General features: G+C 43.4%; 23 protein-coding genes. 8 read left to right on the forward strand and 15 right to left on the reverse strand.

Annotated elements, in window-relative coordinates:
- Nucleotides 1-7 precede the first annotated feature (7 nt).
- The 3 genes from ACOOEY_RS13095 to ACOOEY_RS13105 are packed head-to-tail and all read right to left on the reverse strand — an operon-like array spanning nt 8 to nt 1911.
- Entirely contained in the window at nt 8-838 is an 831-nt protein-coding gene (locus ACOOEY_RS13095; RefSeq protein WP_420385169.1) for an MOSC domain-containing protein, read from the reverse strand.
- Complete coding sequence (locus ACOOEY_RS13100; RefSeq protein WP_420385170.1) at nt 838-1446, reverse strand: TIGR04282 family arsenosugar biosynthesis glycosyltransferase; 609 nt, start codon at nt 1444-1446, stop codon at nt 838-840. Before ACOOEY_RS13100 ends, ACOOEY_RS13095 begins: the two co-directional genes overlap by 1 nt.
- Complete coding sequence (locus ACOOEY_RS13105; RefSeq protein ID WP_420385171.1) at nt 1447-1911, reverse strand: rhodanese-like domain-containing protein; 465 nt, start codon at nt 1909-1911, stop codon at nt 1447-1449. It lies immediately after the preceding gene.
- A gap of 122 nt (nt 1912-2033) precedes the next feature.
- On the opposite strand from ACOOEY_RS13105, the gene meaB reads away from it, so the two are divergent.
- A complete protein-coding gene (gene meaB, locus ACOOEY_RS13110) occupies nt 2034-3029 on the forward strand; it encodes a methylmalonyl Co-A mutase-associated GTPase MeaB (RefSeq protein WP_420385172.1) in 996 nt (331 codons plus the stop codon).
- Between the two features lie 126 nt (nt 3030-3155).
- Here the strand turns inward: meaB and ACOOEY_RS13115 are convergent, their stop codons facing one another.
- Entirely contained in the window at nt 3156-3863 is a 708-nt protein-coding gene (locus ACOOEY_RS13115; RefSeq protein WP_420385173.1) for a head GIN domain-containing protein, read from the reverse strand.
- Nucleotides 3864-4047: 184 nt separating this feature from the next.
- Here ACOOEY_RS13115 and ACOOEY_RS13120 point away from each other — a divergent pair, with 184 nt between their 5' ends.
- Both ACOOEY_RS13120 and ACOOEY_RS13125 read left to right on the forward strand, forming a co-directional pair.
- On the forward strand, nt 4048-5382 hold the full coding sequence (locus ACOOEY_RS13120) for an NAD(P)/FAD-dependent oxidoreductase (protein WP_420385174.1): 1335 nt from the start codon (nt 4048-4050) through the stop codon (nt 5380-5382).
- Between the two features lie 9 nt (nt 5383-5391).
- Entirely contained in the window at nt 5392-6819 is a 1428-nt protein-coding gene (locus tag ACOOEY_RS13125) for a 4Fe-4S binding protein (protein WP_420385175.1), read from the forward strand.
- A 51-nt stretch (nt 6820-6870) separates the two neighbouring features.
- Here ACOOEY_RS13125 and ACOOEY_RS13130 read toward each other — a convergent pair whose 3' ends face one another.
- The 6 genes from ACOOEY_RS13130 to ACOOEY_RS13155 all read right to left on the reverse strand — a co-directional run bounded on the left by ACOOEY_RS13130 (nt 6871) and on the right by ACOOEY_RS13155 (nt 11673).
- Nucleotides 6871-7614 carry a hypothetical protein gene (locus ACOOEY_RS13130; protein ID WP_420385176.1) on the reverse strand — a complete coding sequence of 248 codons (744 nt, stop codon included), beginning with the start codon at nt 7612-7614 and terminating at the stop codon, nt 6871-6873.
- Nucleotides 7615-7721: 107 nt separating this feature from the next.
- Nucleotides 7722-8129, reverse strand: a complete 408-nt coding sequence (locus ACOOEY_RS13135) for a hypothetical protein (RefSeq protein WP_420385177.1) — start codon at nt 8127-8129, stop codon at nt 7722-7724.
- Nucleotides 8130-8147: 18 nt separating this feature from the next.
- Nucleotides 8148-8633, reverse strand: a complete 486-nt coding sequence (locus tag ACOOEY_RS13140) for a DinB family protein (RefSeq protein ID WP_420385178.1) — start codon at nt 8631-8633, stop codon at nt 8148-8150.
- Nucleotides 8634-8688: 55 nt separating this feature from the next.
- Nucleotides 8689-10251, reverse strand: coding sequence for a DUF547 domain-containing protein (locus tag ACOOEY_RS13145; RefSeq protein ID WP_420385179.1), 1563 nt, complete (start codon nt 10249-10251; stop codon nt 8689-8691).
- A 3-nt stretch (nt 10252-10254) separates the two neighbouring features.
- Nucleotides 10255-10803, reverse strand: a complete 549-nt coding sequence (locus tag ACOOEY_RS13150; RefSeq protein ID WP_420385180.1) for a lipocalin family protein — start codon at nt 10801-10803, stop codon at nt 10255-10257.
- A 159-nt stretch (nt 10804-10962) separates the two neighbouring features.
- Nucleotides 10963-11673 carry a pirin family protein gene (locus tag ACOOEY_RS13155; protein ID WP_420385181.1) on the reverse strand — a complete coding sequence of 237 codons (711 nt, stop codon included), beginning with the start codon at nt 11671-11673 and terminating at the stop codon, nt 10963-10965.
- A 204-nt stretch (nt 11674-11877) separates the two neighbouring features.
- Between ACOOEY_RS13155 and ACOOEY_RS13160 the strand changes: the two genes are divergently transcribed.
- The 4 genes from ACOOEY_RS13160 to ACOOEY_RS13175 are packed head-to-tail and all read left to right on the forward strand — an operon-like array spanning nt 11878 to nt 15658.
- Nucleotides 11878-12588 (forward strand): glycosyltransferase family 2 protein, encoded by a 711-nt coding sequence (locus ACOOEY_RS13160; RefSeq protein ID WP_420385182.1) that lies wholly within the window; start codon nt 11878-11880, stop codon nt 12586-12588.
- Entirely contained in the window at nt 12588-14075 is a 1488-nt protein-coding gene (locus ACOOEY_RS13165; protein WP_420385183.1) for a cellulose synthase family protein, read from the forward strand. Before ACOOEY_RS13160 ends, ACOOEY_RS13165 begins: the two co-directional genes overlap by 1 nt.
- Complete coding sequence (locus tag ACOOEY_RS13170) at nt 14068-15384, forward strand: hypothetical protein (RefSeq protein WP_420385184.1); 1317 nt, start codon at nt 14068-14070, stop codon at nt 15382-15384. Before ACOOEY_RS13165 ends, ACOOEY_RS13170 begins: the two co-directional genes overlap by 8 nt.
- A gap of 7 nt (nt 15385-15391) precedes the next feature.
- Complete coding sequence (locus ACOOEY_RS13175) at nt 15392-15658, forward strand: hypothetical protein (RefSeq protein WP_420385185.1); 267 nt, start codon at nt 15392-15394, stop codon at nt 15656-15658.
- 5 nt (nt 15659-15663) lie between these two features.
- On the opposite strand, the gene ACOOEY_RS13180 is transcribed toward ACOOEY_RS13175, so the two are convergent.
- The 4 genes from ACOOEY_RS13180 to ACOOEY_RS13195 all read right to left on the reverse strand — a co-directional run bounded on the left by ACOOEY_RS13180 (nt 15664) and on the right by ACOOEY_RS13195 (nt 20499).
- Nucleotides 15664-16791, reverse strand: coding sequence for a hypothetical protein (locus tag ACOOEY_RS13180; RefSeq protein WP_420385186.1), 1128 nt, complete (start codon nt 16789-16791; stop codon nt 15664-15666).
- Nucleotides 16792-16859: 68 nt separating this feature from the next.
- Nucleotides 16860-17261, reverse strand: coding sequence for an NUDIX hydrolase (locus tag ACOOEY_RS13185; RefSeq protein WP_420385187.1), 402 nt, complete (start codon nt 17259-17261; stop codon nt 16860-16862).
- Nucleotides 17258-19369, reverse strand: coding sequence for a methylmalonyl-CoA mutase (gene scpA, locus ACOOEY_RS13190; protein WP_420385188.1), 2112 nt, complete (start codon nt 19367-19369; stop codon nt 17258-17260). Before scpA ends, ACOOEY_RS13185 begins: the two co-directional genes overlap by 4 nt.
- Nucleotides 19366-20499 (reverse strand): methylmalonyl-CoA mutase family protein, encoded by a 1134-nt coding sequence (locus tag ACOOEY_RS13195; RefSeq protein ID WP_420385189.1) that lies wholly within the window; start codon nt 20497-20499, stop codon nt 19366-19368. Before ACOOEY_RS13195 ends, scpA begins: the two co-directional genes overlap by 4 nt.
- Before the next feature lie 257 nt (nt 20500-20756).
- On the opposite strand from ACOOEY_RS13195, the gene dnaA reads away from it, so the two are divergent.
- Entirely contained in the window at nt 20757-22178 is a 1422-nt protein-coding gene (dnaA, locus tag ACOOEY_RS13200) for a chromosomal replication initiator protein DnaA (RefSeq protein ID WP_420385190.1), read from the forward strand.
- A gap of 47 nt (nt 22179-22225) precedes the next feature.
- On the opposite strand, the gene ACOOEY_RS13205 is transcribed toward dnaA, so the two are convergent.
- Nucleotides 22226-22819, reverse strand: coding sequence for a hypothetical protein (locus ACOOEY_RS13205; protein WP_420385191.1), 594 nt, complete (start codon nt 22817-22819; stop codon nt 22226-22228).
- Nucleotides 22820-22870 lie beyond the last annotated feature (51 nt).

The following is a 22870-nucleotide window of genomic DNA, read 5'->3' on the forward strand; positions in this document are numbered from 1 at the left end:
ACACCGGTTACACCAGCTGGATAGGTGCTGGTTTGACTTTAAGAATCTGAACCTGGTCGCCCTGATTTATTTCACCTGATTGGTCTGGAATAAAGTTTTCTCCAAAGAGAATCTTATGCTCAACTGATCTGTAACTGGCTAACGTCTTAAGTGGCTCTTTGCCCTTTTCTGCTGTTTGCTGATCTATGGTGGTCATGACGCAACGGGCACATGGCTTAACTCCAAAGAAGCGCAAGCCATTGATACTGATTTCAGCCAGGGTATCTTCTTCATGAGCCTTAACACCATCAATGACTAAGTTGGGTCTGAATCGGTTGACGGGAATCTCCTGACCCACTTTTTTACTTAATAGGTCCATGGAGGCCTGATTAATGATGAGTACAGGATAGCCATCCGCAAAACTGACCATGTCATCAGGTTTCGGAGCATAACGCTGATCGGCTATTCGCTCACTGGTAGCATGCATAAACACCAGCCGTACGGGTTGTTCTAAATAGGTTGAAAACCAATGGTTGATTTCATCAGCCATTGGCTTCGCCTTCATCTGATCATCCCAGACACTCACTTGAATAGGGTCCGTATCAGGTTCATGAAGTGTTATCTCAAGTCGATCAAGAGTGCCAACGGTGTCTTCTATATACAATGCATCTTCAACGATTGAGGGTTTCAATAAGGCCAATTTGGGAAATTCTCTTTGGCTGATAAATCGTCCGTTGTCATCTACCAGCATCCATCTCCTGTCGAAAGCCAATCCTTTTCGCTCGACTCTACTGGTTTTTAACTCAATACCACCTAAGGATTTAATGGGGTAGATGAATATTTGCCTGATGCTGACCATTATGTGTTTGGGTTTAAATCAGAAGCCCAGTCGCCCAGGTCTTCTTCCGTGTCTATATCATTGAGGGTTGTGAGTGTTTCAAAAGACAATGCTCCCTCTTCAAAGTCCTTGATGGTATCGCTGAAAACCGTTTCAGTACTCCATTCCTTATTTTTGAAGACCTGTGGTAGAAATTCTGACATGCCGATGAGGTAATAGCCACCATCTTCGGATGGTCCGATTACGGCCTGATGGTTTTGCAGTGAGGTAAAAGCTCCGTCAATAATTTCGGTAGTCAGGTCATAACAATCGCTACCGATAATGCAGACTTGCTCATAACCCGATGAAAAGGCCCACTCGAATGCATTCAGCATTTTTTCACCCAGATTGCCCTGAATTTGTAGCTTCTTTTGATAAACGTCATTGTGCCAAAGGTCTTGATCATCTACAAACTGGTTGTAAAAAACCACCTTGTCTGCATTGACATCCTTAGTTATATCACGTGTTCTGTTGAGCAGGCGTTTATATACTTCCAGAGCGGCTTCATCGCCAACGGTAGCAGCCAGTCTTGTTTTGGCTTTGCCCAGCTCCGGATTTTTCACAAAAATGATAAGTAATTGATTTTTCATCTAATAGACAGCTTTGCCACGCTTCAATAGGGGGGCAAAGCTCTTGTTGTAAGTATGTATATTCTCCGTGGGTTCATTCTCGGTATTCACTACTGGCAGTTCTCCATTAGCCCAGCCCAGAATGCCATCTTTCATATCATATATTTCTTTGAAGCCCAAATCACTCAGCTCTTTGGCTGTTCGGTTACTTCTAACACCCAGGGTGCAGTAAATCAGAATAGGTCTGTCATTCGGAATATTTCCGATCAGGCTTTCTTCAAACCTGACCGCTCCGTCAATATGGCTCACATTGTATTCTTCAGGGGTACGGGCATCAATAATGAAGGGTTTCTTTTCTTTCAGGAGCTCACTCGCTTCCGTTGAGTCAATTCGATGGACATTGGCATCCCAAAGGGAGTAAATCCCTTTCTTGAAGGCAACTACTCCCAGGGCGACTATTAAAACCGTGATTCCTGTAGCTATCAAAAAAAACTTTCTTTTTAACACCTACGCAAAATAGGTAATGAGCAGATCAGAACATAATTCGAAGGCACTCCATAAATTTCATTAGCTCGTGAATAAATCATTATTTTGCTCACTATTAGCCTATGAAAAGAAGAAAGCTCAGCACTCAGGAATTGATTGATGGAATCCGGTCTGGTAACCGGATTGTGTTGAGCAGGGCTATCACTCTGGTTGAAAGTCAACGTGAAGAAGATATTCAACAGGCCGAACAACTACTGGAAGCAATCCTTCCTTTAACAGGCCAATCCTTCAGGCTGGGTATCACCGGAGTTCCAGGTGTAGGTAAAAGTACCTTTATTGAGTCTTTTGGAACCTTGCTGACACAACAAGGGAAAAAGCTGGCAGTACTGACGATTGACCCGAGCAGTCAGCGAACGAGAGGAAGCATTTTGGGCGATAAAACCCGGATGGAAGAGCTTTCCAGAAACCCCAATGCATTTATTCGTCCTTCAGCCTCGGGCTCTACCTTGGGTGGGGTCAGTGGAAAAACCAGAGAAGTGATGTTGCTTTGTGAAGCAGCCGGATTTGACTTCATTATCATTGAAACAGTCGGAGTGGGTCAATCAGAAACGCATGTACGTGGCATGGTCGATTTTTTCCTTTTGCTTATGTTGGCAGGTGCGGGTGATGAACTTCAGGGTATTAAGAAAGGCATAATGGAAATGGCCGATGCGGTGGTCATCAATAAGGCTGATGGAGATAACCTGAAGGCCGCTAAAAGAGCGAAAGCAGAATATCAGAATGCCCTGCATCTTTTTCCGGCCAATCCCAGCGGCTGGCTTCCTCAGGTAAAGACCTGCTCTTCATTAGACAGAAATGGCCTGGATGGTGTGTTCGAGATGCTACAGAAATTTGAACAGCAGGTACAGGCCAATGGCTACTTCAACAAGAATCGCAGCGATCAGCAGGTCAGTTGGTTTAAGGAAAATTTGAATGAATTGCTGAAGATCTCCTTTTTCAAAAAACCTGAAGTAAGGACGCTTTATGAGCAAAAGCTAAAAGAAGTTCAGGAGGGAAAGACTCCTGCCCTCAATGCAGCACATGAGGTGCTTGGTGCTTTTTGGCCGGCAACTGAATAATCAATACGATCTGATTTCTTCCTCTGGTCTAAAGTGAGGACCCGGGCAGCGGGGTAAAAAATAAACCCCAACCAAATAGGCTGGGGTTTCGGTCATATTCAAAGTAGCTGAGCTACCTTAAATTCTTTATCCTTTCCTGATGCTTGATGCACCAGAGGAATCGGCACTTACTGAAGCACCACCTCTATATCTTACGCTGGAAGCACCACTGGCATGAACATCTAGTTTACCGGTTACATATACATTGGCAGAACCTGCACCGCTCACACGAATGTCAGCTCTTTCAGATCTCAGGTCATAGGCTCTGTAAACAGTAGCACCACTGGTTTTAACTACTTGTTCACCGGCTTCACCTTCCAAATTGATTACACAGGCACCGGAAGCTTCCAAATAAAGCTCTTCAACATCCATTTCAATATTCAGAACAGAAGCACCTGATAATTCAAGGTCTAATTTTCTGCCCTTCAGGATATCTCTGGTTCTCAAAGAAACTGCTCCGCTGGCATTAATTCTTTCCAATGACTTTACTGTCAGGTAAGCTTTTGGAGTATCTCTCATTCTTCTTGTATCACGAGATTCTCTGATTCTGATCACCAAAGTGCCGCCTCTTACCTCAGTAATGATGTCGTCCATATATTGGTCTTCGGCTTCGATCTCAAGAGACTCTGTGCTGCCAACGCTAATCTCTACTTCAAAAGCGCTGCTTACTGATAGAGCGTTGAAGTTTTTAACATCACGTTGTTCTCTGCTTTGGCCTAAGGCTACCTGACCGATCAACAACATCGCTGTGATCAACATGGAGCCCATTAATCGTTTACCTACTAAATTTTTCATCGCTTTAATCTTAATTTCTGTTCTAAAGATAGGTGAACCAAACGAAGGTTGCATTCAAGTCAAAAAAATCTTCGACACAGTGCTTTGTTCCTAAAACCTGTAAATTGACTGAATAATAACCTAGGTCTTTTAACTGACACAAATTAAGAACTCAATCAGTTTAATTGAGTGTAATGAATGTTATATGCAGCATGTCGTAATCATTGGGAATGGAATAGCAGGAATCACTACGGCTCGTCACCTGAGAAAGCTAAGTGATGCGCGGATTACCGTTATTTCAGCCGAAACAGATCACTTTTTTTCCCGCACAGCCCTCATGTATATCTACATGGGACATATGAAGTACGAACATACCAAGCCTTATGAGGACTGGTTTTGGTCGAAAAATAAGATTGAGTTGAAAAGAGCATTTGTGTCTTCAGTTGATACTGAGGCTAAATCACTTGCTTTTGATGATGGCTCATCAATGAGTTACGATAAGCTGGTACTGGCTACCGGTTCTAAACCTAACCGATTTGGATGGCCCGGACAGGATTTGAAGGGTGCTCAAGGTCTTTACAGTTATCAGGACCTTGAGACTATGGAAGAAAATACCAAAGGAATTCAGAGAGCGGTGATTGTAGGAGGAGGCTTAATTGGAATTGAAATGGCAGAAATGCTCCTTTCCAGAAATATACCCGTCACCTTTCTGGTACGCGAAAAGAGTTTCTGGAACAATGTGCTTCCTCAGGGTGAATCAGAAATGATTAACCGACACATCCGCGAACATCATGTAGACCTGAGACTGGGAGAAGAGTTGGAAGAAATTGTAGGTGATAACTCGGGTAGAGTTAAAGCCATTAAGACTAAGTCAGGTGATCTCATCGAATGTCAGTTTGTCGGATTGACGGCTGGTGTGTCTCCAAATATCGACTTTCTTCAGGGCTCCGGTATCGAATTGAACCGAGGTATTTTAGTCGATGAAAACCTGCAAACCAATATCCCCGATGTCTATGCAGCAGGTGATTGTGCTGAGTTCAGGCAGCCGAATGGTGAAAGACGCCCGATAGAGCAGGTCTGGTATACTGGAAGAATGATGGGGGAGGCTTTGGGCAGGACTCTGGCGGGTAAGATCACAGCCTACCGTCCGGGACACTGGTTTAACTCCGCTAAATTCTTCGACATAGAATATCAAACCTATGGTTGGGTTTGGCCTGAGAAGAAGGAAACCGAATCGGATTTTTATTGGGAGCATGAGCAGGGCAAAATTTGTCTGAGACTCCGATGGGATACCGAATCAGGTAGACTCACTGGCGTTAATAACTTCGGTTTCAGACTGAGGCATCAGGCCTTCGACAAGTGGTTTAATCAGTCCAAAACTGTTGATTTTGTGCTTGAGCACTTACGTGATGCCAGTTTCGATCCTGAATTTTATCAGCAGCATGAGCAGCAAATCATAGATGCTTTTAATCAGCAGCAAGGCACTCAACTTAAGCTGAAAAAGAAAAGCTGGAAAAGAATTTTAGAATTAGTCTCTTAATTAAGCAATATGTCGGCAACAGAACCGAGTTTATCAATCTCCAATCCACATCCTAAACAAACCGATGCCATTCAGAAGGCAGGGCTTGCCCTGGCTGGCTTGGGTCTGCTAACCCTTTTTATGGCATGGGGCAACCTGCCCATTCCTAAAACATTGGGATTGGCCTTCGCCCTTGGAGGGATTATCATTGGCACAACAGTCTATTCATGGAGACTATACATGAAACAGCCGGAAGGCATCAAGAATAATGGGGTCATGTTCAAAAGCCTTACCAGTCGAGGCGTATTGGGATGGACTGCCGGAGTAATTCTGACCGCTTTCTATGTAATCATCTACTGGTATCCTGAATATCTGGGTTACAAAGCCAGCGGTGCCAACGAAGGCTTCGTAGCACTATTCGATCCGTTGAGTCAGTTTTTTAAAGGGAAACCTGCAACGCAATGGTTCCTGTACGGTACTTTGTATACAGTATCCATATTGGCTTTAGGAATTAAATTCCTGTTCAAATACAGACACAATGCTTATCAGATAAAGAGAACCCTGGTGGTGATAGCCGCTCAGTTATTCCTGGCCTATCTGATCCCCGAAATTCTGGCTGGACTGAATTACAATGATGCCACTAATGCCCAGGGTGAATATATCGGCTATTATGACACAGACATTAAAAACACCTGGCCACTGGACTATGACTTCTTCTATGACTGGCACCTCGATGCTATGCAGCAGGAGGCCTATCAACCGGTAGGGGTACTGTATCTGATTATTGGGATTGCTATGTTTTTAGTGATTACCCCTGTGCTTACCTATTATGTAGGCAAGCGATGGTACTGTTCCTGGGTCTGCGGCTGTGGAGGTTTGGCTGAAACGGCAGGAGACCCTTTCCGACACCTGTCTTCGAAAAAGCTGGGTGCCTGGAAACTGGAGCGCTGGCTCATTCATGGTGTAATGGTCTTTGTCTTTGTGATGACTGCAGCAACCGTTTATGGTTACTTCTGGAATACCGGAGAGGTTTTCGGGCTGAACATCTACAACAATTTTCAAAAACCTTACGGCTTCCTCATTGGAGCTACTTTCTCCGGAGTGATTGGAGTGGGCTTTTACCCCATGCTGGGCTCCAGAGTGTGGTGCCGATTCGGTTGCCCGATGGCCGGCTATATGGGTTTGATCCAACGCTTCAAGTCCAGATTCAGAATTACAACCAATGGTGGACAGTGTATTTCTTGTGGTAATTGCTCCACTTATTGTGAGCAAGGTATTGATGTACGCTGGTATGCTCAAAGAGGACAGAATATTGTGAGAGCTTCTTGTGTTGGTTGTGGTATCTGCTCGGCCGTGTGTCCAAGAGGCGTACTGAAACTAGAAAACGGTCCTGATGAAAATAGAGCAGAAGCACCAGCTATCATTGTTGGTAATGACAGCATCAAACTAGCTGACTAAGTATTTCAAACCTTCACCCTGAATTTATCACAGAGTGAAGGTTTAGAATTTTTACTCGTTGAAAGGTTTGATCAGTTGCTGTTCAAACTGAAAGGTAAAAACCCCTGCATCTGGTATATCAAAGCTAATGATATAGAATTTGGCGTCATTATTCCTATCGAAAAAGAAGCGGCCTTCTATGTACTCATTGGAAAGTACAGTAGTTCGTCTGATCGGAGCCTCTTCCCAATACAGGCGAGTATTTCTGATGCTTTCAAGGTATGACTCCTGACGATTGATATCATTGAGCCTGTCGGTTCTATCCCACTCTCTGCGATTGTAGCTGGCGTCTGTTTCAGCCCTGCTGATTTGCGGATCTGTTTCTTCCACCACAGTGGCAATCAAATCGGTTGTGGCAAATAAGGCATTGGAAGTGATCTGATTCGATAGTTGCGCTTTGGCTCTCGATTCAGATTTGTCGAATTCTAAGAGCTTTTCTTCAGGGTCTATGGCCAATGCCCTTGAGATCTCTTGTTTCTCTTCATTCAGTCCGATAATCTGAGCATAACCAGGTGAAAACTCTATGGCCTGACTTCCCTGATTTTCAAAGAGTGCATCGAAGATGAGCATGTTCCCTTCATTTCTATAGTAGCTCAAGGTCAGGCTTTGATCTCCCTGAGTTTGTGTGATATATTTTCGGCCAGCCACCCAGCGACCTGGAGTTTCATCAGAACTTAACTGACTAATAGGTAAAGGACTTGCGCAAGAAATAAGTATAGCAGATAAAGCGACTGCACAAATGAGTTGTTTTTTCATGTTTTTGACGTTTGCCATTTGTCGGCAAAGTCAATGCCAGTTGGACGCCAAAAGTTGAGGAATATTAAAAAAGAAGACAGGTTTGTTAATTAAGCTTTACAAAACGCTTAATTAAATTGAAAACTTATTTCATTGGTCGAGATCATTGGCTTGCCATTGCTAGTTCCATGCTGCCAGGGTCCCGATTGCAATAGCACTTTGGTAATATAGCTGTGCAACCTTCTGTCCATAGTTGAATATTTCTCGTCAACAGTGACCTCCAATATTTTATTCTTAGTTCCTATTCTGTAATGAAGTACTATAACACCTTCCTTATTGATTGATTTAGTTGAATCTGGTAGCTTGACATGGTCTTTAAGGTATTGATCCAATCCCTTTTTACCACCTTTGAATTTTGGGAATTCAATTGTTGAGATGGGAGAAGGAATTATGGATTGAAAAGAACCTGTCTTATAGTCTTGGCTAAAGAGAGGGTTGATAAATACTAATAAGGGAATGATTATCAATAGTCTCATCTTATTCTCCACTAGTCATTAATCATTGTTCAGTATATCTCTTACCTGCCCCAAATGGTGCTTTAAATGAAACACATAGTCTTCCATAAAATAGCCAAGTGTGGTGGGTTCACCATCGGGAATAGGCTTCATGGCAGTTTTGTGGAGGTTATGCTCTTGTCGTTGCTTGTCTCTAATGTCTGGTGAGGTATTGTACATAAGGTTTGAGATCAACAGGTTCATCTGTCTCCAGGTGATCAAGATATCCTGCCAGTCCATATTTTGATAGTCCTGCACTTCGACCCATCCATTTTGGGCATAAGGAGTCACGACCAGATCGTCTGAGAATTGGGCCCGAACAAAACGTCCATGATTATTAGAGGCAGAGTCTATTAAATGACCTAAAATCTCCTTGGCTGACCATTTATTTGGAGCAGGTTTGACAGCTGCATCCTTGTCTTCAACCATTAAAAATTCTTCAAAAGCCTGAAGAGTGATTTCGCGGAGGTTATAGTCGGTTCTCATGCCACAATGATAGTTAAAAAACTCTTGTGTTGGCCTGAGAAAAAGGAGGGAGTGACTAACGGATTACGCGCAGTCCGAGGTTAAAGGTGCTGCCGGCTCCATCGTTTCGGGAGGCAAAGAAATTACTGTAGGCTAATTCTAATTCAATCGATGATGTTAATTGATATTTAGCTCCTAATCCTGCAAGCATAAACCATTGGCTTAGGCCGAACTGGCTATCGAAGGCATTGGAAACGGTCTCGTACCTCGGAGAGTATTGGTAGGTAATGTAGATGGATGATTTACTTCCGGGAAAAAAGGAAAGGATTGAGGTGAGAGGAAGTCGGAAGAAATCCGGCCTGTCGCTGTTTTTGGAGAATCTGTAGAGTAAGTCAGCTTCGAGGAATAGACGCCATTGGGTACTAAGCTTTTGATCAAAAAAAACCTGGGTGAACCAGGTGTATCGATCGTGGGCTACGAAACGCCCATCCCGGTTTTCCAATGAGCTTTCCCCGGGAAACCAGAAAGCCGAACGAACGGAAATCTGGCTGATATTCTTGAATGGTACAAACCTGATTGCCGGACCAAAAGCAGCTAATACCGACTCATTAAACTCACTGGAGGCACCCAAGGGAGCCAGAACAGAACGGCCCTCGGCATAAGTTGTAAACAAGAGATCGAATCCTAAATTAACCTTCGATGATTTAGAAACACCCCAGTTAAAATTGAAAGTTGCATTGAAGTAGCTTTGCCTGATGCTGGCTGGAATGGACTCTCCTTGTCGGTCTCTCGATTCAGTCTGAGTGTAAATACTGTTGAACAGCTTGACCTCCGATTGCCCCTTTTTGAGGAGAACCGAAGGTGTGTAAGTCTGTAGATTGGAAGAGTTACCAGGGCTGGGTGTCGGTCGAGGGTTTTGCCCTGAACTGCCTGCATTTAAAGTCCAGTCATAGTTGTAGTAACCCACTTTATAGCTTTGAGGAATGGCTTGTTGTCTGTATTTGTTAATGAACTGGATAACATCTTTCGGAAAATCCGATTTGTACCACTCGAAAATCTGAGATAACTCTACGGTCTTGTCAGCAGATTTAACTCTGATAAATGAAGGGTCATTAAGCGCCTTGCGGGTCTGTTCCTCTAATTGTTTTTCCAGTGTGCCCGGTAAATACGCCTCGCTGATGATTGGAGGGCAACTGAGTGCGGCACAAACCAGCACAAAGTGGAATCTTTCGTCTTTGTACTTAGCGAAAAGCCACTCCTTTTCCAGGGTGTTCAGGGTGATCTTTTCTCCAGCAACCGAGTATTTTTTCTGGTCAAAGAAACCACCGATATCTAGTGGAGACTTGGTTGGATAGTCATTGATAATGCCTTTAATCACCAGCAGGTTGTAAGCATTGATCATAAAGGCCTGTCGGGTATTATTATCAACTGAGTTCAGCGGGAAATTATCGATCTGACTCAGTAGAGCATTTAATGATTCATCAGAGCTATGAATAGTCTTGTAATCTACCCTTCCTTTATTCACATGGGCTTTAAAGAACTGATCTGCGTTTTTGAAAAATTTGTCGGTCTGCGCCTGGGCAGAAACGGATAGAGCAGTCAACAGGAATGCAACTATCCAAAGTTTATATTTTCTCATGTTTTATTGTTCTGCGATATATTGATAGATGCCTCTGATGTCCAGGTTTTCACCAAAGACTGTCACTGTACCAGAGAGTTCCATGGTATCGTCTGAGAGGCCAATGAGTTTGGCTTCTGACTGAAGATTGGTAGTGACATCGAATGTGATGGTCAACTCATCGAAATCCATTTGCCATGTACCTGTTCTGATACGTTGGCTGTCTTCTCCTCCGCAAAGCGTTTCACCTCCGTCATAGCGATAGGTACCATCAGCAAAGAATCGAAAAGTATCGTCAAGACGGCAGGCCTGGACACCCACCATTCCTTCAAGGTTAAATGATTTGGCACTCCATATACGTGAACCATCACCTACTAAGGCATCATTTAATTCTGCTGCGGTGGCCGGTAATCCGACAGGTGATTCAACTGTGTTTTGTGTACCATTTTCCAGGTCAACTACACTGCAGGCGCTTAGACTTGTGAGTAAGATGAGTGAGAGTGCAAGGAAGGAGCGGTTTCCTCTGAGATTGAATAAGTTGTTCATAGTCAGGTCGTTTTCTTGCTTGCTCAATCGTAAACGAGCTGATTATGTTCCGCATTGAAAGGTATTAAGCGGAAATCCTGGCTTTATTTGGGAGGCCCGGTCAGGTGTGCGACAAAGGAATGGCCGAGAATGGTTTTGACAGAAAAGTCGGTATCATCCGAAAGGAGATACCGACTTTTTTAATTTTTAGAATTCCATAGGTACTTCTATGGCAAGTACTTCTGCATAAGACTTTGCTTTGATATCAAAGTTGTCTGTTTCAGTGACACCAACAGCATCTCTGCTATTGAGTGTTTGTCCGGCCGCTTCTAGCTCACCATTCAGAACAAAAAGGTAAACACCGTTGCCGGGTTTGTTCACCTTGTAATTCAGACTAGTGCCCGCGTCCAGATTTGCCATACTGAAATAGGCGTCCTGATTAATCCATAGTGCATCTCCACCTTCAGGTGAAACTACAGTCTGGAATTTGTTCATTCGGTCTTCGGCCTCATAGGTCTTCTGTTCGTAGCGAGGCTCAATGTCCCGCTCCTTAGGGAATACCCAGATTTGAAGAAAGTGGACTTCCTCATCCTTGTTGTGATTATACTCTGAATGACTAATTCCTCTTCCGGCTGACATAATCTGTACATCACCCTGACGAATGATTTTATGTCTTCCGGTACTGTCCTTGTGTTCCAAATCACCCAACAATGGAATAGAGACTATTTCCATGTTGTCATGTGGATGGGTACCAAAACCCATTCCTTCAGCTACCTGATCATCGTTGAGTACACGCAGTGCGCCAAAATGAACACGCTCAGGATTGTAGTATCCTGCAAAACTAAATGTATGTCTGCTTTTCAGCCAGCCGTGATTGGCGAGGCCTCTGCTATCAGATGGATGTACAACAGTTTTCATTTTTTGTCCTTCCTTAATTTTATATGTATGTACATATAAATAACTTACTTTGTCAAAAATGAGTTCACCAAGTTTGATTTTCTTACCACTAGTAAGTCTGTTCCATTTAAAAATGTTTTTCAGCCGACATGTGAGTCAGCAATTATTCAAAGATGGAACTTCCTATATAATCTTTGGCTTTGATGAGGGTGATATTTTATAGCTTTGCGCTTCGTTTTGGAGAGACAACAACCTGAAATCCGAGTCATTATTCCGGCTTTTAATGAAGAAAAGTCGATTGCCCTGGTGGTTAGGGACATACCCAAAAGCTGGGTGAAAGAGATCATTGTGGTGAATAATGCCTCAACTGACAATACGGTTGACAGAGCCAAAGAGGCCGGAGCCACGGTATTGAATGAAATGACTCCGGGTTATGGTAATGCCTGTTTGAAAGGAATCAGTTATATCACAGAGCAGCATCCCCAGACCGACATAGTGGTTTTTCTGGATGGTGATTACTCAGACTACCCGGATCAAATACCTCTGTTGGTGGAGCCGATTATTGATCATGGCTTTGATATGGTGATTGGTTCGAGGGCTTTGGGAAAGAGAGAGTCTGGCTCAATGACCTTTCCACAAGTCTTTGGCAATTGGTTGGCTACGACCCTGCTTCGTCTTTTCTACGGAGTGAAGTACACCGACTTGGGGCCGTTCAGAGCCATTGGGTTTAAGCAATTGCAGGCCATTGGTATGGTAGATCGTGATTATGGCTGGACTGTAGAAATGCAGCTTAAAGCCGCAAAGCATAAGTTAAAAACCACAGAAGTGGCCGTAAACTATAAGCGCAGAATAGGTGTTAGCAAGGTGTCCGGAACAGTTAAGGGTACCGTTATGGCCGGATATAAAATTTTATATACCATCTTTAAGTATCTGTAATGTACTGGCTGGAACTACTCGTATTGTTTTTTTATACCGGAGCTTTGCTGTTCATTTTTATTTACAGCATTTCTCAGTTAAGTCTGGTATATCATTACAGAAAAGCGGTGAAGAAAGGTAACATCAGACAACCTGCTCAGGTTTCTGAAGATTATCAATATCCCATAGTTACCGTTCAACTTCCTATTTACAATGAACTGTATGTAGTGGAGCGTCTGATTGATGCCGTGGCCAATTTCGAATGGCCAAAGGATAAGTTGGAAATTCAGGTACTGGATGACTCCAATGATGAGACGGTCGAGTTGATTGCTGCAAGGGTAGCTTATTGGCAGGAAAAGGGATTGGATATTCAGCATATCCAGAGAGAAGATAGAAAGGGCTTTAAGGCCGGTGCATTGCAATATGGTATGAGCATCGCCAAAGGAGAGTTCCTCGCCATTTTCGATGCTGATTTTGTTCCTCAACCTGACTTCTTAAAAGGCAGTGTACCTCATTTTGAATCCGATGATAATATTGGCGTGGTGCAAACCCGATGGGGACACATCAACGAAAAATATTCTATGCTTACCCGTTTGCAGGCTTTTGGTCTCAATACACATTTCAGGGTGGAGCAAAACGGCCGTTTTCAGGGAGGTCATTTTCTGAATTTCAATGGTACAGCCGGAATCTGGCGTAAGTCGTGTATAGAGGATGCAGGGGGTTGGAAGGCTGATACCCTGACAGAAGATCTTGACCTGAGCTACAGAGCCCAACTAAACGGGTGGAAAATATTTTACACCCCGGAAATTGTGGCCCCTGCAGAATTACCTGCAGCTATGGGAGCCATTAAATCTCAGCAATATCGCTGGACTAAGGGTGCGGCAGAAACTACCCGTAAGTTATTACCTAAGGTTTTGAAGGCTCCACTGCCGTTCGGAACAAAGTTTCATGCCACCTTTCATTTGCTGAACTCTGCAGTGTTTATCTGTATTGTGGTTACCGCATTGCTCAGTGTCCCGGTGCTCTTTATCCGCAACAACTCTAATAGTTGGGAGATACTCATTAATGTCTCAATGATTTTCTTGTTGGGCTACGTCTTCCTTGTCATATTCTATTGGAATGGGTTCAAAGATGATAAGCTCAGCTTCTGGCAAAACCTTAAAGTTTTTGCGCCCCAGATGTTCATGCTATTATCTGTTTTCCTGGGCCTCTCGGTTCATAATGCAGTAGCTGTATTTGAAGGATTGATTGGTAAGAAGAGTCCTTTTGTCAGAACTCCGAAATTTAATATTACCGACAAGAAGGATAGCTGGAAGGGGAATAAGTATTTCAGTAAGCGAATCAATCCGCTGACCTTGCTCGAAGGGTTTTTAAGTCTCTACTTCCTTGCTGGTTTAGGGCTGGCTTTCTACTTCAATGATTTTGCCTTGTTGCCCTTTCATATATTGTTGAGTTTGGGTTTCTTGCTTGTGTTCTACTATTCGGTACAACACACCCGTCATGCCTAAGCAAAACAATTGGCTTAACCTGGCCTTTATTCTCAGTGCTGCCCTCACCATTTACATCGGTTATTTTGTACCGAGAGAGTCTACTATTGAGTTAATTTCAGCTTACACCGTATTATTTGCTTCCATTCTTATCATTTTCAGAAAGCTGGAAGTGGGTGAAGAACAACTGGCCTATTACTGGGGGATGTTGCTCAGGGTTTTACTCATTGCCTCCGTTCCCAAGCTGTCTGACGATATTTTCCGCTTTGTATGGGATGGCAGATTGCTAACGGCTCTGGAAGACCCATATAAGCATTTGCCTGCCTATTTTCTGGATAAAGGTATCAGTGGAGTGAATCAGGGGTTGTTCGATCAATTGAACTCTCAGGAGTATTACAGTATTTATCCGCCATTGAATCAGGTGATATTCTTTATCGGAGCCCTATTCTCTCCTAATTCTATTATTTGGTCTACCATTATCATCAGAGTTGTACTGCTGATTTTTGAGTTGGGTAATATTCGTCTGATCCAAAAACTCTTATCGCATTACGGCTTGCCACAGAAGTATGGTTTGATCTATGCACTTAACCCTTTGGTGATTCTAGAGGTAACTGGCAATCTGCATTTTGAAGCGATCATGATATTCTTCCTTTTGCAGGCTCTCTGGTTGTATGAGCAGAATAAGCTACATCAATCCGCCATGTTCTTCGGACTTTCAGTGGCTACCAAGTTTATACCGCTCATTGCATTACCCTTGCTGATTAGAAAGTTGGGAATCAAAAAAACAGCTGTTTATGGATTAATTGTGGTAGCAACCCTGGCCGTTACTTTCCTTCCGATGATCAATACTGCTCATGTCTGGGCCATTTGGGAGAGTATGGAGCTCTACTTTCAGAAGTTTGAATTCAACGGTAGTATCTACTACCTGGCTCGTTGGTATGGCTTTGAAACTGAGGGGCACAACATTATTGCTAAATCAGGGAAGTGGATGATGTATGCCACATTTGCCACTATTATGATCTACTCGCTTTTGGCCAGGAAAAAATCGGATTGGCCGAGACAAATGGTTTGGGTATGGTTGCTCTATCTACTCTTCGCCACCACTGTTCATCCCTGGTATATACTGCCCTTACTGGCCGTGAGTGCCTTTTCGAATATTCGCTTCCCCTTGCTGTGGTCATACCTGATTTTTCTCACTTATATCAACTATTCGGGAGGAGTATATCAGGATAGACTAGACGTGGTTATCATTGAATATAGTGCATTGACACTACTGGTAATAGCTGAGATTTTCGGACTAAGATTGAATCGACTGATCTTTAAAACTTGATTGAGGAATGCCCATAAATATTTATGAAGCTAAAGGTTATAAGGAAGTCGCATATTTGGCTGAAAATGAGTGGGGCCTACCAATGCAACTGTCAATTTTAGAGAGATGGTTAATAAAAGTTCAAAATGAACTACCACAAGGTGATTACGTTGCAGATATCGGGTTTGTAACTAGTCCTGAAGCGGCTGGAGGTGGAGGGAGTTTCTCTTCCAGTTCCATGCGGATTGCATCACAACTTGGTATTACAATATTCTTCTCAGAGTATCCGAGCTGAACAGTTTAAACTAAGTCTAGTCTATAGGTAATATGCTTCTTAGAAGGATGAGCGCCTAGTCCCCTGTGTATCGCCTGCATTTTTTCGTTGAAGTCACCCACCCATGAAAGTTCTATGTCTCTCATGTTGGTATTATTCATCACATGCTGAAAGCATTTGTAGGTGAGCACAGACTCCAGACCCATATTCTGATACTTAGGCTTACTACCCATTACCACCACTCTAACCCGGGTAATGAAATTGGTCTTTTTGAGGTATAGGAACCTCAACTTATTCCAAAGGGTAAGCTTGCCGTTGAATTTCTTAAAGATCTGGTTAACATCCGGCAGACACATAACAAAGGCAGCAGGGTCTCCATCCATGTAGGCGAACTGAACCAATCCGGGGTCAACCACTGGTTTGATCTTCTTGAAGGTCTCAATGACGTAGTCTTTTTTAATAGGAGTGAAGTTTTCAAATTCTGCCCATGCGTCATTATAAATGCTGGTAAAGTCTTCGGCAAAAGAGTCAATCTTGTTAGGAGAGAATTCTTTCACAGTCAGGTTAGGCTTACGCTGCATAACGTACTCAGCGATTTTTACGAATCGAGGGCTTAGACCATTCTCTAAAGAGAATTCATTGGTCATTTGCTCCATCTTCACCTCAAACCCATAAGCTTCGAATTGCTTCTGATAATATGGATGGTTATAGGCCATGCCGTATGTCGGTTGTTTGAATCCTTCTACCAGGAGTCCCCAGTACTGATCATTCTCACCGAAGTTGATAGGCCCATCGACTGTAGTAATATCCCTTTCCTTTAGCCAGTTGACAGCAGTATCGAAGAGCAATTTCGAAGCATTCGGGTCATCAATACATTCATAGAACCCGATACCTCCGATGCGCTTGTCTCCGTAATTGACCTTCTTTTCATTAATGAAGGCAGCAATTCGGCCGATGGTTTGACCCTGATCGTTGTTTAGAATCCAGCGGGTAGCTACACCATGTTGGTAGAAAGTATTTTTAGAAGGATCGAAAACCGACTGGATGTCAGAATCGAGCGGACATACCCATTCAGGGTCGTTCTTATACAACTCGCGTGAAACGTCCAAAAAAGCTTTTTGTTCGCGGCTACTGCTTACCTCCGATATCTGCATATAGTTTGCGCTTAAAGCGTGTGACAAAGAAATCCTTTATTTATCAATCTTGAAAATGTCAGCGGCTTTTAATTCAGTAAACCCTTGTTTCTCAAGTCATCAAAAATCAGACGATCGACATGAGAAACTAGTTGCTTGTCTTTATAGTTGACCCAGCGAATTTCTTCAATTTCTGAAGCTGGTTGGATTTCGCCAGTGTATTTGGCCCAATAGCAGGTCATTTGCACCATAATACCTGCTGGTTTGCCATGAGCCTGAGCGGTAAAGGTGCCAAAGTATTCCAATGAAGGAGGTAAGAGTGAAATGGTCAATTCTTCCTCGATTTCTCTTAAAAGGGCCTCATCATCAGCCTCTCCAGGCTCTCTTTTGCCTCCGGGAATGTAAAAGGCATCTTTTCCTACAGACCGGGCTACCAGTATTTTTCCATCTACTATTTCAAGCCAGGCTAGTTTGTCGATTAGATTACTCACTCTTCGATCAGTTTTTTAAGTATTTCTCCAGCAGCTTTAGCAATTACGGTACCGGGTCCAAATACAAAAGATACTCCGGCATTGTAGAGGAAGTCATAGTCGTTGGGAGGAATAACTCCACCCGCAATCACCATGATATCATCTCGACCGATTCTTTTTAGTTCTTCAATTAATTTGGGAATGAGGGTCTTATGACCTGCGGCAAGACTGGATGCCCCAACGATATGGACATCATTTTCGGCAGCCTGCATTGCTACTTCTTCCGGTGTCTGGAAAAGAGGCCCCATATCCACATCAAAGCCCAGATCTGCAAAGCTGGTGGCAATAACCTTGGCCCCACGATCGTGACCATCCTGACCCATTTTGGCCACCATAATTCTTGGGCGTCTGCCATCTAATTCTGCAAATTGGTCGGCCAGGGCCCTGGCTTTGATAAAGTCTTCGTTTTCTTTCACTTCACTTGAATATACACCTGAAATGGTTTTGGTCACAGCTTTATGGCGACCAAATACTTTTTCCATGGCCGTGGAGATTTCTCCCAGAGAAGCTCTTTTTCTGGCAGCTTCAACTGCCAGTTCGAGCAGGTTGCCTTCACCGCTTTCCGCACATTTGGTAATGGCTTGTAATGCAGCTTCAACCTCCTCTGTATTTCGTTCTGCTCTTAGTTTTTCCAGTCGGGCAATCTGAGCCTTCAGTACAGCAGTATTATCAACTTCCAACAGTTCGATGTCTGTCTTTTCATCGACTGCATAGCGATTGACTCCAATAATGGCATCTTTCCCCGAATCGATTCTTGCCTGTTTTCTGGCAGCGGCTTCTTCGATTCTCATTTTTGGCAGGCCTTGCTCAATGGCTTTGGCCATTCCACCCATTTCTTCTACCTCCTGAATCAGGCTCCAGGCTTTTTTCACCAACTGATCTGTGAGGTATTCCACATATTGAGAGCCTCCCCACGGATCGATTACCCTGGTAATGCCGGTTTCCTTTTGCAGGAAGATCTGAGTATTTCTGGCAATTCTTGCAGAGAAATCAGTTGGTAAAGCAATAGCTTCATCAAGGGCGTTCGTATGAAGCGATTGGGTATGTCCCATGGCTGCAGCCATGGCTTCAATGCATGTTCTGGCTACATTATTAAAAGGGTCTTGCTCGGTTAAAGACCAACCCGAAGTCTGACAGTGGGTACGCAATGCCATCGACTTGGCATTTTGTGGATTAAACTCTTTTACAATTTTAGCCCAAAGCAATCTGCCGGCACGCATCTTGGCGATTTCCATGAAATGGTTCATGCCAATGGCCCAGAAGAAGGAAAGCCTTGGGGCAAATTTGTCAATATCAAGTCCGGCTTTTATCCCGGTTCTCAGGTACTCCAACCCATCGGCCAAAGTGTAGGCCAATTCCAGGTCAGCTGTGGCTCCGGCTTCCTGCATATGGTAGCCCGAAATACTGATGGAGTTAAAGCGGGGCATATGTTTGGAAGTATATTCGAAGATATCTCCAATGATTCTCATGGATGGAGCAGGGGGGTAGATGTAGGTATTTCTCACCATGAACTCCTTAAGAATATCATTCTGGATAGTACCGCTCAGTAAATCTTTACTTACGCCCTGTTCTTCGGCCGCTACAATATAGAAGGCCATAATAGGAATAACAGCTCCATTCATGGTCATGGAAACGGACATCTTATCCAGAGGAATCTGGTCGAAAAGGATTTCCATGTCTAAAATGGAGTCGATGGCAACACCGGCTTTCCCTACGTCTCCAACTACCCTGGGGTGATCGGAGTCATAGCCGCGGTGCGTGGCCAGGTCGAAGGCGACAGAAAGGCCCTTCTGTCCGGCCGCCAGGTTTCTTCTATAGAAGGCATTGGATTCCTCGGCAGTCGAGAAACCGGCATATTGCCGAATCGTCCACGGACGCACCGTGTACATGGAACTGTATGGTCCGCGAAGGTATGGTGGTTGTCCTGCACCAAACTCCAGGTGTTCCATTTCCTCAAAACGGACACCTTCAAAACTGGATGGAACTTCAATTCCCTCAGCTGATTTCCATGTTTCAGTAGGTTGAGCCACTGTTTCGCTGGTTTTAATCTGACTTAAATCCGGTCTCATTGGGCGTCTTTCTTCAATTGTTCAACATCAGTTTTCGATATGCCTCCCTCGGCTTCTATTTTTTGTAGAAGAGTCAATGCGTCACGATAAAGGGTTTCGGTTAGCTGCTCTATATAATAAGAGCCAGCGGCAGGATCTACTACCTTACCCAGATAAGATTCTTCATTGAGAATGGGCGATATGTTTCTTGCCATGCGTTCAGCCAGAGATTGTTTATTGGGGAATATCTCATAGAAAGGGAGTACGGCAATAGCATCAGTTCCTCCCATGATTGCCGCCATTACCTGGGTAGTAGCGTGAAGCATAAAGCTGTGTGGGTCATCGATAGATGAGGTCCATGGCCCGGCCTGACTAATCATCTCTGTGTTGTATTTGGCTTGTCCATAGGCACTGCTTACTGATTTAAAAAGCCTTCTCAATGCCCTGTGTCTGGCTATTTCAAGGAAGAAATCGTTTGAAATCTGAAGCTTAAAAAAAGTATTTGACAGACAGTTTTCCAGAGACTTACCCTCCGTGGTCAGCTGATCTATTTGCTCAATCATTCTGGCAAGGCTGACCGCCAGGTCAGGTGCAGCGTAACCGCTGTTCTCAACAGAAACGCCTATGGACTTGATTCCACTCGTTTCATTGACCAATGACTCACCACTATATATATAGCCCGACACCTTTTTGGCATCTATTGATGACTGGTCGAGGTAGGTATGGAGAGCATCCAGGAAATCGGAGCTATCTATTGATTCCGTCAGTTCGAAAGCGAGATGACAATACTCAGGCTGAATATCTTTGAGTAATGAATTGAAGTCGGGAATTGATTTGAGAGAGAAGCACAGTCCGGTAGCTCCATTGGCAAGAGCCATTAAGGCTTTGTTGTTGGCGGCTGGATCGTCACCATTCAATGGCTGATAATTAACCCAGTAACGGTCTCCGAACAGCCCTGAATCTTTACTGAAGTTACTGTAATTAAAGGGTTCAAAATCAATGTCTTCTGACGTATAAAAAGGCTTGCCGGAAAGCCCCTGAGTTTTCCACAGGAGTTGTTCTACAGGTTCACCCTTTAAATCCTTTTTGAGTTGTTCCATCCAGCTTTCTGCCGAATGGGGCTCAAAATCGTTTAATAATCCATTCCTCATAAATGACACTTTACTTGTGCGAAAATACGTTTTTTAAGCTTGAGTGCTAAAATTTTCCTTGCCTGGAGTAAGCGACTCTTTCTTAGGTAATTGGCTCTTGGTAAAAAGTTATCAACAAATTTGACTGTGGATAACATGTGAATTTGTGGGGAAAACTATTTTCCCTTCTAAAGGTTAATCAGCTTTCCATTGTCTCTGATTTTTTTCATTTTTGTTGCCCTCCTTTTAAAAATTAAGGGTCAATATTTGAATTGTTGATGGTGAAAAGTGAAACTTCGGTATGGGAAGATTGCCTCGAATTGATTCGGGGACAAGTTGGAGAGCAAAGCTTCAGAACCTGGTTTGAACCAATCAAACCGCTCAGATTAGACAATGACACCCTCACCATTCAAGTTCCAAGTCAGTTCTTTTATGAATATCTGGAAGAGCACTATGTGCATCTTTTGAGACAATGTATTCAAAATGAGCTAGGCCCGGGAGGAAAACTGGAATACTCGGTAATTGTCGATAGTGGTAGTGTCTCTAATCAAGCCTATTCGGTAACACTTCCTAATCAGAACAAGAATAAAAACCACTGGGATAACTCAAATGGCAGACAAGAAATTGTGAGCCCTTTTGAGATGCCTTCCCTCGATAAGAATTCACGTTACTCAAATCTTAATCCGAATTACAGCTTCGAAAATTATATCGAAGGAGATTGTAACCGCCTGGCCAGATCAGCAGGAATCGCTGTGGCAGAAAAGCCTGGGATAACTTCATTCAACCCACTCATGATTTATGGTGGCGTTGGTTTGGGTAAAACGCACCTGGTTCAGGCAATCGGTAATAAGATTGGTGAGGCATCGGCCAATAACTTTGTGCTGTATGTCTCTTCTGAGAAGTTTACCACTCAGTTCACCGATGCTATCAAGAATAACAGCATCCAGAGTTTTACGAACTATTATCTGCAGGTTGATACCTTAATCATTGATGATGTTCAGTTTTTCTCTGGTAAGGAGAAGACTCAGGAAATGTTCTTCCACATTTTTAACCACCTGCATCAGAGCGGTAAACAAATCATTATGTCTTCAGACAGGGCTCCTAGAGACCTGAAAGGACTGCAAGACAGATTGCTTTCTCGCTTCAAGTGGGGATTGACTGCCGATTTGCAGATGCCTGATTTCGAGACGAGGATGGCCATTATCATGCGTAAAATGCAGTCTGATGGTATTTATATTCCCGATGATGTAGTTGAGTACCTGGCTTATTCGGTCGATACCAATGTAAGAGAACTGGAAGGAGTACTTATTTCATTGATCGCACATGCTACCTTGAATAAGACCGACATTAACCTGGAATTAGCCAAGCAGACATTGAAGAATATCGTTCATGATATTGAGTCTGAAGTTGGTGTAGATTATATCCAGAAAACGGTAGGGGAGTATTTTCAGATTAGTGTGGATGATCTGAAAGACAAAACCCGAAAGAAAGAAATTGTTATTGCCCGTCAGGTGGCCATGTATCTCTGTAAAGAATACACCAATCATTCCCTGAAATCTATAGGGTACCACTTCGGAGGCCGGGATCACAGTACGGTGATTCATGCTGTACAGTCCGTCAGCGATATGATGGACATTGATCAGAAGTTCAATCAGGCGATTGAAGAGCTGAAGAAGAAAATGAAAATGAAACTGGTATAAAATAAAAAAGGGGCTTAAAGCCCCTTTTCCGTTATTCAACCTTTCTGCTATTTTTCTAGAGATAGGGATTGTATGAAACTTTTACCTTCGGCAGACATTCTCACTGTGTATTCACCTTCTTTCAGGTTTGAAAGATCAAAACGCTTAAGATTGTCGATAGATACTCTTTCGTATGCCAGCCTGTTCGCTTTGTTATCGAAAATGGAAACCCATACTTCTTTAGTGAATTCGTCAGAGATCAAAACGTTCAGTTTATCTCCAACTACACTCAGCCTTGGCTTCATGATGGTGATCTGATCGGCAGTTTTTACATCAACTGATCCTGCACTCAAAGTAACAGGAATAGCGGTAAAGCTTTCGCTGTTTTCAACCTCGATGGTATAGTCGCCAGAAGGCACAGCGGCCAATTTTAGCTTCTTAGCGAAGCTTTCACCAGGTTTTACAGTTGCAGTATAAAGAACTTCTCCATTGCCATTTTTTAGCTGAATTGCTGTTTGTACCTCTCCCAAACCGTAGGCAACAACTGCTACAGTTTTAGCTTCTACACTTTTCACTTTAACAGTTGGTCTTTCATTAGCGATTACAAGTGTTGAGATCATGACCATCATGATAATCAACATTACTTTTTTCATTGTTTTCATATTGCTAATTGTTTTCAGTTTTAAACCAATTACGATTACAAAGGTAGGGTA

Source organism: Roseivirga sp. (assembly GCF_965216855.1).
Classification (GTDB): domain Bacteria; phylum Bacteroidota; class Bacteroidia; order Cytophagales; family Cyclobacteriaceae; genus Roseivirga.

Coding starts and splice junctions, on each gene's coding strand:
- ACOOEY_RS13095 (WP_420385169.1), bottom strand. CDS start 838: ATGGTCAGCATCAGGCAAATATTCATCTACCCCATTAAATCCTTAGGT.
- ACOOEY_RS13100 (WP_420385170.1), bottom strand. CDS start 1,446: ATGAAAAATCAATTACTTATCATTTTTGTGAAAAATCCGGAGCTGGGC.
- meaB (WP_420385172.1), top strand. CDS start 2,034: ATGAAAAGAAGAAAGCTCAGCACTCAGGAATTGATTGATGGAATCCGG.
- ACOOEY_RS13115 (WP_420385173.1), bottom strand. CDS start 3,863: ATGAAAAATTTAGTAGGTAAACGATTAATGGGCTCCATGTTGATCACA.
- ACOOEY_RS13120 (WP_420385174.1), top strand. CDS start 4,048: ATGCAGCATGTCGTAATCATTGGGAATGGAATAGCAGGAATCACTACG.
- ACOOEY_RS13125 (WP_420385175.1), top strand. CDS start 5,392: ATGTCGGCAACAGAACCGAGTTTATCAATCTCCAATCCACATCCTAAA.
- ACOOEY_RS13130 (WP_420385176.1), bottom strand. CDS start 7,614: ATGAAAAAACAACTCATTTGTGCAGTCGCTTTATCTGCTATACTTATT.
- ACOOEY_RS13135 (WP_420385177.1), bottom strand. CDS start 8,129: ATGAGACTATTGATAATCATTCCCTTATTAGTATTTATCAACCCTCTC.
- ACOOEY_RS13140 (WP_420385178.1), bottom strand. CDS start 8,633: ATGAGAACCGACTATAACCTCCGCGAAATCACTCTTCAGGCTTTTGAA.
- ACOOEY_RS13145 (WP_420385179.1), bottom strand. CDS start 10,251: ATGAGAAAATATAAACTTTGGATAGTTGCATTCCTGTTGACTGCTCTA.
- ACOOEY_RS13155 (WP_420385181.1), bottom strand. CDS start 11,673: ATGAAAACTGTTGTACATCCATCTGATAGCAGAGGCCTCGCCAATCAC.
- ACOOEY_RS13165 (WP_420385183.1), top strand. CDS start 12,588: ATGTACTGGCTGGAACTACTCGTATTGTTTTTTTATACCGGAGCTTTG.
- ACOOEY_RS13170 (WP_420385184.1), top strand. CDS start 14,068: ATGCCTAAGCAAAACAATTGGCTTAACCTGGCCTTTATTCTCAGTGCT.
- ACOOEY_RS13175 (WP_420385185.1), top strand. CDS start 15,392: ATGCCCATAAATATTTATGAAGCTAAAGGTTATAAGGAAGTCGCATAT.
- ACOOEY_RS13180 (WP_420385186.1), bottom strand. CDS start 16,791: ATGCAGATATCGGAGGTAAGCAGTAGCCGCGAACAAAAAGCTTTTTTG.
- scpA (WP_420385188.1), bottom strand. CDS start 19,369: ATGAGACCGGATTTAAGTCAGATTAAAACCAGCGAAACAGTGGCTCAA.
- ACOOEY_RS13195 (WP_420385189.1), bottom strand. CDS start 20,499: ATGAGGAATGGATTATTAAACGATTTTGAGCCCCATTCGGCAGAAAGC.
- dnaA (WP_420385190.1), top strand. CDS start 20,757: ATGGTGAAAAGTGAAACTTCGGTATGGGAAGATTGCCTCGAATTGATT.
- ACOOEY_RS13205 (WP_420385191.1), bottom strand. CDS start 22,819: ATGAAAACAATGAAAAAAGTAATGTTGATTATCATGATGGTCATGATC.